General features: G+C 60.6%; 13 protein-coding genes and 2 pseudogenes. 8 read left to right on the top strand and 7 right to left on the bottom strand.

What is annotated here, in order from left to right; all coding sequences use genetic code 11:
- Positions 1 to 33 precede the first annotated feature (33 nt).
- Positions 34 to 423 (top strand): hypothetical protein, encoded by a 390-nt coding sequence (locus tag QFZ91_RS28880; protein WP_429569222.1) that lies wholly within the window; start codon positions 34 to 36, stop codon positions 421 to 423.
- A gap of 195 nt (positions 424 to 618) precedes the next feature.
- Here QFZ91_RS28880 and phaP read toward each other — a convergent pair whose 3' ends face one another.
- Positions 619 to 1,131 carry a TIGR01841 family phasin gene (gene phaP / locus QFZ91_RS28875; protein WP_429569221.1) on the bottom strand — a complete coding sequence of 171 codons (513 nt, stop codon included), beginning with the start codon at positions 1,129 to 1,131 and terminating at the stop codon, positions 619 to 621.
- 365 nt (positions 1,132 to 1,496) lie between these two features.
- On the opposite strand from phaP, the gene QFZ91_RS28870 reads away from it, so the two are divergent.
- Positions 1,497 to 2,879, top strand: coding sequence for a hypothetical protein (locus QFZ91_RS28870; protein ID WP_429569220.1), 1,383 nt, complete (start codon positions 1,497 to 1,499; stop codon positions 2,877 to 2,879).
- Between the two features lie 156 nt (positions 2,880 to 3,035).
- Here QFZ91_RS28870 and QFZ91_RS28865 read toward each other — a convergent pair.
- A pseudogene (locus tag QFZ91_RS28865) lies at positions 3,036 to 3,431 on the bottom strand (sigma-70 family RNA polymerase sigma factor); the annotation flags it as partial.
- A gap of 6 nt (positions 3,432 to 3,437) precedes the next feature.
- On the opposite strand from QFZ91_RS28865, the pseudogene QFZ91_RS28860 reads away from it, so the two are divergent.
- A pseudogene (locus QFZ91_RS28860) lies at positions 3,438 to 3,572 on the top strand (helix-turn-helix domain-containing protein); the annotation flags it as partial.
- Positions 3,573 to 3,664: 92 nt separating this feature from the next.
- Here the strand turns inward: QFZ91_RS28860 and QFZ91_RS28855 are convergent.
- Positions 3,665 to 3,988: a hypothetical protein gene (locus QFZ91_RS28855; protein WP_429569219.1), complete on the bottom strand. Its 324-nt coding sequence runs from the start codon at positions 3,986 to 3,988 to the stop codon at positions 3,665 to 3,667.
- A gap of 168 nt (positions 3,989 to 4,156) precedes the next feature.
- On the opposite strand from QFZ91_RS28855, the gene QFZ91_RS28850 reads away from it, so the two are divergent.
- On the top strand, positions 4,157 to 5,026 hold the full coding sequence (locus QFZ91_RS28850) for a sigma-70 family RNA polymerase sigma factor (RefSeq protein ID WP_041735964.1): 870 nt from the start codon (positions 4,157 to 4,159) through the stop codon (positions 5,024 to 5,026).
- 147 nt (positions 5,027 to 5,173) lie between these two features.
- Here QFZ91_RS28850 and QFZ91_RS28845 read toward each other — a convergent pair whose 3' ends face one another.
- The 3 genes from QFZ91_RS28845 to QFZ91_RS28835 all read right to left on the bottom strand — a co-directional run bounded on the left by QFZ91_RS28845 (position 5,174) and on the right by QFZ91_RS28835 (position 6,848).
- Complete coding sequence (locus QFZ91_RS28845) at positions 5,174 to 5,701, bottom strand: NAD-dependent epimerase/dehydratase family protein (RefSeq protein WP_429569218.1); 528 nt, start codon at positions 5,699 to 5,701, stop codon at positions 5,174 to 5,176.
- 447 nt (positions 5,702 to 6,148) lie between these two features.
- Positions 6,149 to 6,373 (bottom strand): hypothetical protein, encoded by a 225-nt coding sequence (locus QFZ91_RS28840; RefSeq protein WP_176123685.1) that lies wholly within the window; start codon positions 6,371 to 6,373, stop codon positions 6,149 to 6,151.
- A 271-nt stretch (positions 6,374 to 6,644) separates the two neighbouring features.
- Positions 6,645 to 6,848 carry a cold-shock protein gene (locus QFZ91_RS28835; RefSeq protein WP_176379549.1) on the bottom strand — a complete coding sequence of 68 codons (204 nt, stop codon included), beginning with the start codon at positions 6,846 to 6,848 and terminating at the stop codon, positions 6,645 to 6,647.
- 454 nt (positions 6,849 to 7,302) lie between these two features.
- On the opposite strand from QFZ91_RS28835, the gene QFZ91_RS28830 reads away from it, so the two are divergent.
- From QFZ91_RS28830 to QFZ91_RS28820, 3 genes are all read left to right on the top strand, one after another.
- Positions 7,303 to 8,007 carry a hypothetical protein gene (locus QFZ91_RS28830; RefSeq protein WP_429570895.1) on the top strand — a complete coding sequence of 235 codons (705 nt, stop codon included), beginning with the start codon at positions 7,303 to 7,305 and terminating at the stop codon, positions 8,005 to 8,007.
- Between the two features lie 229 nt (positions 8,008 to 8,236).
- Positions 8,237 to 8,653, top strand: a complete 417-nt coding sequence (locus tag QFZ91_RS28825; protein WP_176106400.1) for a CopG family transcriptional regulator — start codon at positions 8,237 to 8,239, stop codon at positions 8,651 to 8,653.
- A 33-nt stretch (positions 8,654 to 8,686) separates the two neighbouring features.
- Positions 8,687 to 9,790 (top strand): extracellular catalytic domain type 1 short-chain-length polyhydroxyalkanoate depolymerase, encoded by a 1,104-nt coding sequence (locus QFZ91_RS28820; RefSeq protein ID WP_429569217.1) that lies wholly within the window; start codon positions 8,687 to 8,689, stop codon positions 9,788 to 9,790.
- Positions 9,791 to 10,294: 504 nt separating this feature from the next.
- Here the strand turns inward: QFZ91_RS28820 and QFZ91_RS28815 are convergent.
- Positions 10,295 to 11,314, bottom strand: coding sequence for a zinc-dependent alcohol dehydrogenase family protein (locus QFZ91_RS28815; RefSeq protein ID WP_176379545.1), 1,020 nt, complete (start codon positions 11,312 to 11,314; stop codon positions 10,295 to 10,297).
- A 123-nt stretch (positions 11,315 to 11,437) separates the two neighbouring features.
- On the opposite strand from QFZ91_RS28815, the gene QFZ91_RS28810 reads away from it, so the two are divergent.
- The gene (locus QFZ91_RS28810) at positions 11,438 to 12,346 is read left to right on the top strand and encodes a LysR substrate-binding domain-containing protein (protein WP_018437278.1); all 909 of its coding nucleotides are present in this window, start codon (positions 11,438 to 11,440) and stop codon (positions 12,344 to 12,346) included.
- Positions 12,347 to 12,404: the final 58 nt, after the last annotated feature.

The raw sequence follows: 12,404 nt of genomic DNA, 5'->3' as shown, positions 1-12,404 counted from the left end.
GCGGGTCTCCGTCAACCTGAATCCCACTGGAAAGTGTATCTGCCGGTGATGGAGCTGTCGTTCGTGATGATGGTGTCCGCCATCATCGCGGCCGAGATGCGCCGCCATGTTTGTGCTACACCAACTTGGTACGTCCGGGCGTTGTTTAGCCTTGCACTGGTTGGCGTCTACATCGTATACATGGGGGTGACTTTTCGTGCATCGGAACAACCGCTCCAGGGATGGCATGGAACGGAGGCGCGGGTTGCCATGTTCCTTTCCCGAACAGGCCTGCCAACCAATCTTGCGACCATTACCCTCCAACTGGCGATTGGTCTGGCGTTTCCTGTCGGCGGGGCAAAAGGAATTATTCGCGGTGTTGAAGGCAGTCGCACCGCTGATCACGATGGTTTCTGCTCGACAGGTTTGAGGTTCATCGTCTAGGTTTCCGTTAGAGCGGCCGATGCGTTCGGCTCTCGACGCGACGTACCGATGCACATGTAAAGGCACAAATGAGATTCGCGCACGCCGGCAGCGGCGTGCGCCCGCGCCGCTCTTTCGTCTGATCCGACTTCCCCCGCCAAGCGAGGGTGGCCGCGCGTACTGCTCCGCGTCGGACCCGCACTACTTTGACGCGCCCTATCCATCTGCCCTGCCGCGCCGCCGCGCAGGAGTTTCGTCCTCGGGTTGCGAGATAATCTGCGCCGTTTCCTGCATGCTGTGCGTCGCGGGCCCCTGGTCTCCCATGAGAATCGAGGACCCGAACCCAACGGTCGCATCTTCGAGCACACCTGTCATCACGAGGAAGCCCCGGTTCACGCGTTGCTCGGTGTCATTCACGACATCCGCAAACGAGTCCAGCAGGATTTCGCTCGCATGGCGCCAGTAGGCAGCCGCTTTCGCCGACCCGGCAAGGACATAGCTCGCCTGCAGCCGCCACGCGCCCAGCGGCGACCTTTCTTCAAGCGCCTTCGATGTGACCGCAAATTGTTCGTCAATTGAAGTCTTTACTGCCGTGCGGTTCAATTCGAACAACCTTTCCGCCACATCGACAAAAAGATTAACTGCCGCGCGACCCTCGGCACTGCCCACCGCAGCCCGTTCGGTCTCGCCTCCATTACCCGGAAGTACCAGAAGCGTTTCGCTCGCCATAACTGTCTCCTCGATTGGGACGATCTGCAGGTACCGGTCGCAAAGGACCGGCGCGAAAATGATGCAGCCTAGCCCGCCGCAAAGACCATTCCCGCCGACCGGTGCTCGAGCTGTTTCGCACGAAAATATTCTGGCGTGCGTCGAGCAGAAACGGAGGGGTAGCCGGCATCAGTCACATCCGCGAACACAATATTGGCGTCGCATGACAAGCCGCGGCCAATGATAGATTCGGGCTCTTCATCATTCGTGCGCCGCGTGGGGGTATTTCTCGCTAGATGGACAGGCTAACGCATCGGATGTCCGAAATGTACCCTCGTCTATAATTCACGAGCCAGAACATCAATGATCGCACGGAGCCCCATTTTATGAGTCAACCCCGCGGACGACATGCGGGACCTCGGGACAGCGGCCAACGCCAACCTCGTCACATGAAAAAGTCACCGCCCAACAGGCAGAGACAACCGTACGTGAAGGGACCGCCTCGAGACTCCACTCAGACTGCGTCGATTTTCAAAACACGATCATTTCAGTTTCTCGTCGATGCCGTGGGCGCAGAGAATATCGCGCTCGGACTCGACTCGAACATGACGCGAGTGGCCGAACTGATGAAGGGCGAAAGATTCACGCCCGAGACCGCTTTTCATATGGAAACCACGCTTGGGCTTCCGCACGGTTTCTTTGACCAGCCCCATCCTGCGCTCGCGCCCGAAACCATCGCCCGTCTGAAGTCACCGCTCGACTTTGTCAAATCAGACGACGAGCCCGAGGTTGAATCTGAAACGCCCGTACCGGCTACCGCCCCGAACGGCGGCCAACAACCCATGCTGGAAGATAACCTGTCCGAGGAAACGGAAATGCCAAAGAAAGCAACGGGCGGGTCGCCGGTGACCGTCAAAAAGAGTCGAAGCCAGATGGCCAGACCGACTGGCGCCCACGCGCCAGGAAAAGATTCATCTTCGAAGTCCAGGGCCTCTTCTGAAGGGACCCGGCAGCACCCGCTGGCGTTGGACGACAGCGCTACGGTCGAAAACATTCGACGGCAGAACCTCCACGTCCTTACGGGTCGCAACGGATCCAAAGCGCGACTTGGTGTAGTCCTATCCATGACCAAGTCAAACATGGCACATCGGCTATATGGCAAGAAGCGCATGGACGATGTCGAGGCGAACCGTTTCACGGAGCGACTTGGTTTGCCGACTGGCTGGTTGGACTCGCCGCGCTCGGAAGCGGAGATTCCCGAGTCGGTGTCACGGCTGCTCACTCCTGCTTCGCGCGGACGTGCGTCCGCGGATCAACTCGAGCCGATTGCGGCCACCGCGAACGACGATGCGTCAGGAAGACCCGTAAATTCGAAGGTGCACACGCGGCGCGCGCGGACGGGCGTCCCGGTTGAGCCAGAAAGCGCCTCGCCTGCTTCAGCGGATGTCGGGGAAGCGACAGAGGCAATCGTCGTCAGCCAGCAAGATCACATAAGCGGTGCCTCCGCCGAGGCCGCCGGTCGCTCCTCTGAAGGCAGTGATGGCAAGCTGCCGGTGGTCACACGGCCCACCGCTGAATTGCTTCCAGCCGCTGCAATCCCGCAGCCAAACCCCGTGTCGCTCCCCGCTTCCGTCACCAGCCTGGACAACCTTGCAGGTATCGCGCCAATCGCGGAAGCGTTGATCAAGACGCTGGCAGGTAAGGCACGCACGGGCCGACTGGACGAATTGAAGGCTCTGGAACTTCTGCAGCAGGCAGTCCTGCTGTGAGTCGGCGGTAGCGTACGACGATCCGCTGTCCGATGAGGCGTGAAGCGCATTGAGCCGTCCGGGCCCGGTGTGCTCCACAACGGCCTATGCGGTCGACGATCGGGCGCGCCTGCCGTCCGTGAAACAGCGCAACCCGCTTATGCGTGGGTCGGCGCGTTATTGGTCGAGAAATGGCCGAAGCCTGGCGGCACGACTCGGGTGCATCAGTTTTCGCATTGCCTTGCTTTCGATCTGCCGGATGCGTTCGCGCGTCAGGTCGAACTGTTTGCCAAGTTCCTCGAGCGTATAGTCAGTCGATGTATCGATCCCGAAACGCATCCGCAACACCTTCGCTTCACGCGGCGACAATGCATCGAGCGCCTCATCGATTGCGACGCGCAGGTTCGCCTGCACGGCCGCATCTGCGGGCGATGCCGCCATCGGATCTTCGATCATATCGCCAAGTGTCGCGTCGGCATCCTCACCCACTGGCGTCTCGAATGATACGGGTTGCCTCGCGACCTTCAACATGCCGCGAACCTTCTCTTCCGGCAGTTCCATGCGCTGCGCCAACGCGGGGCCGAGCGCGAGGAGATTTCACGCTCACTGGTAGCCGGGGACTCGATCCGTTCGGTGGCCAGCAGGCTTGGACGGGCACCGTCAACCATCAGCAGGGAAATCCGGCGAAATAGCGGATCTCCAGGCTATCGGGCAAACCATCCCGTTGCGACGCCTCGGGCCTGGTGTACGTCGGCGGCGCCAATGATGTTGACCAGCGCCGCAATATCCGAAGCGCATCCTCCGATTCAACGTGCCGCCGAATCGTCTGGCAAACCGTACGAGTCCAGTAAGTCGACGCCCAATCGCAAGACTTCGACGGGCGCTTCCAGGCGTTCCGTGAGACCTTTCTGGTATGCCTTGAAGGCAGGAAGCTCGGTGACGGCTGCCGAATCGTCAGCGGCGAGATTCACGAAGAGGTGAATGAATTCACGGCCGTTTCTGAACAGCGCATAGGCGGTGTGTTCGGGCGCCGCATTCCGGAGGCTATCGAACACAGCCCGCGACAGCGCTTCGTTTTCCGCGGTTAGTTCGGGTTTGATGGTGTAGCGCACCAGTGTCAGTCGTTGCATGATTTCTTCCTTTCACGGTTATCGGCGCCGGTGTGGTCCGATAACCGTAAAGACGACGGCGAAAAGCTAAAGGATGCGCGCGAAAAAAATTTTTCTGGACCGCATCCTTTGGGTGAGCGGGAACGTCTATTCGATATCGGGGTGCAGGATCAACCGGAGGATTCGGCTTTGGATGCGAATGAACTCACTCAACTGATGGCGGCGATGCGCCCGCGTCTGCATCGGTATTGCACGCGCATGATGGGCTCGGCTTTCGATGGAGAAGACGTCGTTCAGGAGACGCTGTCCAATGCGGTCGCGGCCTGTTCGGCAGCGGGCGAGATTTTGCACCCGGAAAGCTGGTTGCTGGCCATTGCTCATCACGCGGCGCTGGATGCACTGCGCCGCCGCAAGCGACAAGGCCACCAGGAGTCCGACGAGGCGCTGGCGAATCTGACGGACCACGGCGCCCAGGCCGATGCGAGAGTGGCGGCGACCGCGAGTCTCGCGATGTTTCTGCATCTGTCCGTCGTTCAGCGCTCTTGCGTGGTGCTTGCGGATGTACTTGGCTATTCGCTGACGGAAACGGCAGCGATCCTGAGTGTCAGCGTTCCATCAGTCAAGGCCGCGCTGCACCGGGGGCGCGGTCGGCTCAGGGAACTGGTCGGCGTATCCGACGCCGCGCTACCGCGCCTCGCCGAAGCCGACCTCGAGCGGCTGCGCGCTTACGCCGAGCGTTTCAACGCTCGCGACTTCGACGCGTTACGCGATCTGCTCGCCGAAGAAGTCCGTCTCGACCTCGTGAGTCGAGCGCGTCTGGCGGGCCGCAAAGACGTCTCGGTCTACTTCACGCGGTATGCGGAGTCGACCGGCTGTTCGCTGTCATTGGGCTGGGCCGAGCATCGCCCGGTGCTGCTTGCTACCGATCCGGTAGTGGCCGACGCGGGCGTGGCATATGTCATCCTGCTGGATTGGACCGACGACGACCGTATCATCGCGATCCGCGACTTCCGGTTCGCGCCTTACGTGATGGAAAGTCTCACGGTGCAGCGACTGTGATCGGCAAGGCGAGGCGGCGGCGCTAACACTGTTGCGATAGGTACGACTGTCCGGTGAGTGCCGCATTCTGAGCAGGAGATCCCGCTAAGATACATTCTTTCTTCAAGAGGTCCGGGGTCTGTACTTCATCTGCAACACTCCCGCTGCTTACGCAACTTCGATTGTGTTGCGTCGACCGGTTGAATCCGCAAAGTAAAGCGGACCCGGCCGGAGAATCACCGCGGCAATCGAATGGCTCGCTGCTAGCGCCCGCACATGTTGCTCCACTGCGGGCCGCCAGGCGACGAGTGGTGCCGGGTTCAGCGCTGATGCTTCAGTCGCGGACTCTCCCGCCGTATTGCCGTAGACCCAGGTGCCCGACGTATAGACAAACGCCGCGCCCGGACGCAAATGCGAAAGCATCGCTACAACTGCGGCCTTATCAGCAGCAGCGGCGGACGCATCGTTGGTCGACGCGGCGTGCACCACGCCGTCAGCTGCACTGGCAACCACAGCGAAAGACTGTGGCTCACGCAGGTCGCCGGAATGCAGTTTCACGCCGAGACGTGCCAGCGCGCTGGCTGCCGCCGACCTGTCCTGGCGCACCAGCGCCGTCACCTGATGGCCGCGGCCGATTGCCCTGCGCGCGACCGCTTGCCCGATGTAGCCCGTACCACCCGTAATGAACAGTTTCAAAGCGTTCTCCCCAACGATTGCCTGCGAAGTTGAATAGCACCAAAACGAGACCATTCAGTCTCGTTTCAGACTTCTGCGATCTGTTCGGCGGCATTTGTCAACGCGCGGTAGTGCGCATCAGACAAGTGCAGGACGGCTCGCCGCCCCTTACTTTAACCTCTTCCGAGTCGCGCCAATCTCAATAAAACAGCGGTGATGACGCACTATTGAAGCTTCCTGACCAAGGATTGTCGAGAGTTTGAGGGCTGAAGTCCAATGACCGTTTCTGGCCCGACCTGCGCCCGAAGGCGATTGGATAATGTCGACACAGACCTGTCAGTCGCCGCGTGATCCAGTCACTCGTAGCCCTTACCGGAAAACTGCGTTCATTGGCATCTATGAGCGCCTTTGGTTGCAACCGCCCGGGCGCTTCGAATGCGCTGGATGTTTCGAACTGTGGAGTCGCCCTTAACCGCGGGTGTCGACCCAATTGCGTGCCCATTGGCTGGAGTACTGCAACGCCTGCTCTTCACTCGTGAAGTAGTCGAGTGAATAGAACCAGTAGCGGCCTTCGGCTCGCGCGTTATCGAGGCGTTCGAGCAACAGGTTGGATGAGAAGTTACCGTCGGGCAAACGATGCGCCGAGGATTGGACGGCATAGCCGTTGTATTGTTGAACTTGTTTGTTTTGCATTTTAATTTTAATGATATTGGAGCGCACGTACCGTACGAAAGGGCACGGGTGCGTTGACCCAAAGCCACTCGAGCCGATTCATCAAGCAGTGGAAAGGCGAAAGGTGGCGTTGAGGCCTGAGGAGAGAATGAGGCGCAACAAGACGTATGGCGCTCTAAGCTGCCGAATCAGCAGATGCAGCTAACGGCGATCGCGCCAACTTTGGGAGACAAAAACTCCGCGAGGGTGTCGCTGCAACCCGGCGTTCGTCGAATGCCGGGTCCTTCAAACTTTACAGCGGCTTGATGTTAGCCGCTTGCGGACCCTTGGGGCCTTGCTTCGTTTCGAAGCTCACCTTCTGATTTTCAGCCAGCGTCTTGAAGCCGTCGGCCCGGATCTCGGAGAAATGAGCGAACAGGTCGTCGCCGCGCTTGTCCGGGGTAATGAAGCCAAAGCCTTTGCTGTCGTTAAACCATTTAACGGTACCGGTTTCCATGAAGAATCCTTGAGAAAAAAATGAAGACTTGCTCTGTCAAAGAGCGCTTGAAGCTTCAAGGAGGGAGAGGACAACGAATACCGCTGAGGAGCGAGCAATTGATGAACAGCAATCGAACTTCTTGAACTTCGATCGGCACAGTACCCGCCAGGCGGGTCAGAGTCAACACTTATCTTGTAACCATTTCAGCAGGCGGGCCGCGCTGCTGACGAAGCGATGCGACACCGCTTGGCTGTGCCCCCTGCCTGGCATGCCATGCAGGTTATACACCGCGCGCCTTTGTATCAGATTAGTGGATTGACGTCTGGCTGTTTCCCAAGGGGCAGCCCACGCTGGAATGACTTGGCTACGTGACCAGGTGATGAACGCTTCATCGCCGATTTTTACCGGGATGACCAGGCTGAATCATTACAATGCCTCGACGAACTCCCTTCGACAGCATGAAATGAGAAATATGCTGACTTCCTTTTTCTGGAGCGGCGACGCCATCCGCAGTCGACGCGTAAGTGACATCGTTTTATGGACCACGCTCGATGTACCTTCACCCCCTGCGCCCGTGGTGGCAGATTGGCAAAGAGAGATATCGACGCGACTCGCTCTGGAACCTGGGGATGTTGAGGCAATGCCTTTGGCGCGCACGCAAGTGCGCTGGCCGGCCTACAAGCGCTGCGTGCAAGCCATGTCCGATTGGACGTGCGCCCTGGGACTGCCCGCGGCGCTCGCCGATAGTGACATGGCGCTGATGGTCTGTCGTGGCGCGAGATATCACCATGATGGTGAGCAATATGGCAGTGCCGCGTTTTGCAATCTGTTCCTGAGTGAAGACAAGGGCCTGGACTTGCGGTTTCCCTCTACGGGTCAATGCATTCCCCTCAAGCGCGGAACAGCCGTCATTTTCGATACGGGCCAGCCCCATGGCGTGATTCAGCGTGGCGGCGAGAGTTTCTCTGCGGCCGACTTCGCGCCGGACCAGGACTTCACCCAGATTTTCTTGACGTGGGAGCTTCCGATCGAAGACGCCAATGTCGGGCAAGCACTCAAGGTGATCTTCGACATCGACCGCCCGTCGTCGCAGCGATTAGAGGAGGAGCAAGTCTGGATGAACGGCGCACCAGCCGCCGTGTGCCCGGAATCCGGTTGCTGGCACCGCGCTGGCTGATTATTGGCGTAAGGCCCAGGGACCGTGGCACTGGAACACGAAGTACACGACTCGCAATCCATCTCGTCCTCGCGTCGCCTCGACGCACACCGACATCGCCTGTTACCTCCGTGCCCGCGTCTTTCTGCCGATAGACCGCACACGGGCCAATCGCAGCGATCAGCGTTGACGCCCTCTTGAAATCATCCTATAACCATCCATATGGATGATGACTGGAGGATTTCTGCATATGGCAAAAGAAGTGCCGGATCGCTCACGAGGTAGCGAGACCGAAAAAATTACCATCAATCTGGGTCCAGTCGATCTGGGGCAAATCGATTTGCTCGTCGAAGAGGGCTTTTACTCGAACCGCACGGATCTGATCCGTACGGCCATCCGCAATCAGCTGTCGATTCATGCTCCTGCCGTCAAGGAAACCGTAACGCGCCGTGAGCTTGTACTGGGTCTCCAGCATTTCTCGAAACAAGACCTCGAGGCAGCGTGCGCGGCCCGTCAGCGACTCAGAATTCAGGTGCTGGGACTGGCGAGCATTGCTACAGACGTCTCACCCGAACTTGCGCTGGCAGCGATCGACTCGATTCTGGTTCGAGGCGCGCTCCATGCCTCACCGGCGGTCAAGGCCGCGCTGGCGGATCGAATTCGCTGACGTCCCTGACTCTTTCCCGCTCTCGGAAAAAACATGAAACTCAACGAAGGCTTTCTGGACTCGATGAAAGAGGCGTTCGCCCTCTTTCGCCGCAATGACGCCGCGGCGGCCGCGGAGATCGTCAAGCGCGCCATGCGTGGCGAGCCGACGGACGCGGCAACCGCGCATGCAGACCCGCATGGGAACACGACGACAACGCGCTTCGCCGACCGCCTGCAACCCCGGCATCGCGCCCATCAGACGCAAACCGAACCGGACGTGCAGGATCGCGGGCACTTCAGCATGCGGCGCTACGTCAACGCCGCGGGCCAGCGTAACTACAAGGTCTACGTCCCCAGTCAATACCGCAGTGATCCCCTGCCCCTCATCGTCATGCTGCACGGTTGCACGCAGGACGCTGACGATTTCGCAGCCGGCACGCGGATGAACGCCCTTGCCGAAACGCACGGTTTTATCGTCGCTTATCCGACCCAGCCGCAACGCGCAAATACCTCGAAATGCTGGAACTGGTTCAGGCCTGGCGATCAGCTGCGCGACCACGGCGAGCCGTCGCTGATCGCGGGCATCACGCGCGAAGTCATGGCGAATTACGACGTCGATCCGAAACGCGTGTTCGTTGCCGGTCTTTCGGCCGGCGGCGCGATGGCGGCGATCGTCGCGCAAGCCTATCCCGATCTGTACGCAGCAGCGGGTGTTCATTCGGGCCTGCCCGTCGGATGCGCGCACGACTTGCCGTCCGCGCTGGCGGCAATGCGCGGCGGCAAGACCGGCTCCAAAGCGCGCAAACCTGGCCGAGCGGACATTCACGACACGCAGGCGTCTCAATGCCCGCTCATCGTTTTTCACGGCGACGCGGATGCGACCGTGCATCCTGCCAACGCCAACGGATTGGTACACGGATTCTTCGCGAGTGATCCGATAGCCGCTCGCCCGTCGGGCGCTAATGGGCAGGCGCGCAAGCATACGGTCCGGCACATGACGTCACGAACCGGGGTACATGCCGAACTATGGATCATCCACGGCGCGCCTCATGCGTGGGCCGGAGGCTCTTCAAGCGGGAGCTATACCGATCCATCCGGCCCGGACGCCAGTGCGGAAATGGTGCGATTTTTTCTCGAGCATCCTCGTCGTCAGTGAGCGTCCAGCGCGCCGCGCTGCTGTATCCGGTGCAAGGAGGGCGCGCAACGGAGGCGCCGGTTGCCATGCTCCTTTCCCGAACGCGCCTGCCAACCAATCTTGCGATCATTGCCGTCGAACTGGCAATCGGTCTGGCGCTCCTTGTCGGTTGAGCGAAAGGGCTTATTCGCGGTGTTGAAGGCGTGTTGCAGGTAATCGGTGTGTCTGCCCTCCTGTTGTCGCCCATCATCATGCGAAGAAGGCACAAACGGAGCAGTCACTTCGTGCGACGAACGAGCAGTTGTGTTGATCGATCGGAGGGCCGGTTACAGGGCGGAGCCGACGCACGAATGTCCGATCGAAAACGCAGGTGAACGGCGGTTCGTGGCCGCCGTACTGGGCCTTTCGAAGCGCTCCACACACCGGCCATTCAGAGTCGATCACTGCCGCCCATGCGGTTCGACAATATCCCCAAGCCTCATGCCCGCGTATCCAGACATCGCCGAACCCTCATCAGTACAGGGTTCAGGCGTCTATCCGGACCACCACCTTACCGAAGTGCTGTCCGGACTCAAGATGCCTGTACGCGGCGGGCGCGTCGTCAAAGCCAAAGACGTGATCGACCACCGGCCGGATTTGATGCGCGGACACGAGCCTGACAACCTCGTCGAGCATCGAGCGGCTGCCCACCATGATTCCATGCAACCGCTTGATGCCCCCGATCACCGGCAGGAGTCCAAGCTCCGGTCCACTAAAGCCGCTCACACCACCGATGATCGACACGAGGCCGCCCATTTTCGTCGCGGCCACCGAGCGCGGCAGTGTGTCCCGTCCACCGATCTCCAGCACGATATCCGCGCCTACCCCATCGGTCAGCCGGAGAACCTCGTTCTGCCATTCCGGCTTGGCGCGGTAGTTGATCGTCTCATCGGCGCCGAGTTTCCGCGCGCGTTCCAGTTTTTCATCGCTCGACGACGTGATGATCGTGCGCAGACCCGCCGCGCGCGCCAGCTGCAGCGCGAAGATCGACACCCCGCCTGTGCCGAGCAGCACCACCGTGGAACCGGGTTTCGCGTCGCCGTCCACGAATAGCGCGTTCCATGCGGTGACGCCGACGCACGACAACGTGGAGGCTTCTTCATAACCCAGGTGTGCCGGGATCACCGCAAGAGCCGTTTCATCGACCAGGAACCGCTCGGCCAGCACGCCGTTGACTTTGGCGCCTGGCGAACTGTCGACTTTCCACGGTGCCGGAGCGCCGTCGATCCAACGCGGGAAATATGTGTTGACCACGCGATCGCCCGATTTGAAGCGGCTCACGTCGCGGCCGGTCTCGACGACTTCGCCCGCGCCATCGCACAGCGGGATCAGCGGCGCATCGCCAATGCCGAGATAGTCACCGCGGGCGAACATCAGGTCCCGATAGTTCAGCGACGCCGCGTGAACCTTGACAACGACCTCGGTCGGCCCCGGCGATCGCATGGTCGCGTCGCTGCGCTTCAGGCCGGAGATACCGGCGCCGGGTTTCAGTTTCCATGCGTTCATAGCAACTCCTCATCGGGTAGAAGCACCTATGTTAGTGTTGCGGGAAAGGACGCATTGACGAGATTTTGACGACTTATCGTCGCCTGGCAGGAAACATAAACCGCGCTATCGGGAGCTCGCACGATGGACGATCGGCTCAGAGGCATTGCGGAATTCGTGGATGTTGTGGATGCCGGCACCTTCGCCGCAGCGGGCGAACGCCTTGGTGTCACGCGCTCGGCGATCGCGAAGATTGTCGCGAGGCTCGAGCAGCGTCTCGGAGTGAGACTGCTGCAGCGAACCACCCGCCATCTGAGCCTAACCGACGAAGGACATGCGTACTATGAGCAGTGCCGACGCGTGATGGCCGAACTCGGCGCGGTCGAGGCGACACTGGAGGCGGGCCGCCGCGATCCGTCCGGGCGGCTACGCATCACCGCGCCGGTGCTGTTCGGCAGGCAGTGCGTCGCACCCGTGATGCTGAAGCTGGTCGAGCGCCATCCGTTGCTCGACGTCGAGATGTCGTTCAGCGATCGCGTTTCGGACCTGGTCGAGGACGGCTTCGATATCGCCGTACGGATTGGACCGCTGCCGGACCATGCAACCCTTGTCGGGCGCCGGCTCGGCGTTCAGCGCATGGGCATTTGCGCGTCACCGGCCTGGCTCGATCGACACGGGCGGCCGTCGGGCCTCGCCGAACTCGGCTCGCACGTCAGCATCGCTTACGGCCGCGGTGGACAGAGCACACCATGGCGAGTGCTCGGCGCAGACGGCGAGGTGCAGGAGTGCCGGCTGTCCGCGCGCCTGCGTTATGACGACCTCCAGGCCATCGCCGACGCAGCGGCTGCGGGCGCAGGCCTCGCGTGGTTACCATGCTGGCTCATGGCGCCCTATCTGCGCGACGGCCGGCTGTCGCTCGTGATGGATAGCAACAGCGTGCAGGGCGCCGAGGTTCACGTCATCCGCCCGCAATCGCGACATCTGCCCTCGAAGGTACGCGTCGCAATCGACGCGCTCGTAGACGAGATACCACGAGTGCTTGCACGGGTCTGAGCCGTAGACCGCATTGAATCTGTCAACGTTGCGACGATAAATGTGTCAATTCGCGTCC

This window comes from Paraburkholderia sp. JPY419 (assembly GCF_050435705.1).
GTDB lineage: Bacteria > Pseudomonadota > Gammaproteobacteria > Burkholderiales > Burkholderiaceae > Paraburkholderia > Paraburkholderia youngii.
This window is presented reverse-complemented; position numbering and strand designations above follow the sequence as displayed.

Coding starts and splice junctions, on each gene's coding strand:
- phaP (WP_429569221.1), bottom strand. CDS start 1,131: ATGGCGAGCGAAACGCTTCTGGTACTTCCGGGTAATGGAGGCGAGACC.
- QFZ91_RS28870 (WP_429569220.1), top strand. CDS start 1,497: ATGAGTCAACCCCGCGGACGACATGCGGGACCTCGGGACAGCGGCCAA.
- QFZ91_RS28855 (WP_429569219.1), bottom strand. CDS start 3,988: ATGCAACGACTGACACTGGTGCGCTACACCATCAAACCCGAACTAACC.
- QFZ91_RS28840 (WP_176123685.1), bottom strand. CDS start 6,373: ATGCAAAACAAACAAGTTCAACAATACAACGGCTATGCCGTCCAATCC.
- QFZ91_RS28835 (WP_176379549.1), bottom strand. CDS start 6,848: ATGGAAACCGGTACCGTTAAATGGTTTAACGACAGCAAAGGCTTTGGC.
- QFZ91_RS28830 (WP_429570895.1), top strand. CDS start 7,303: ATGCTGACTTCCTTTTTCTGGAGCGGCGACGCCATCCGCAGTCGACGC.
- QFZ91_RS28825 (WP_176106400.1), top strand. CDS start 8,237: ATGGCAAAAGAAGTGCCGGATCGCTCACGAGGTAGCGAGACCGAAAAA.
- QFZ91_RS28820 (WP_429569217.1), top strand. CDS start 8,687: ATGAAACTCAACGAAGGCTTTCTGGACTCGATGAAAGAGGCGTTCGCC.
- QFZ91_RS28815 (WP_176379545.1), bottom strand. CDS start 11,314: ATGAACGCATGGAAACTGAAACCCGGCGCCGGTATCTCCGGCCTGAAG.
- QFZ91_RS28810 (WP_018437278.1), top strand. CDS start 11,438: ATGGACGATCGGCTCAGAGGCATTGCGGAATTCGTGGATGTTGTGGAT.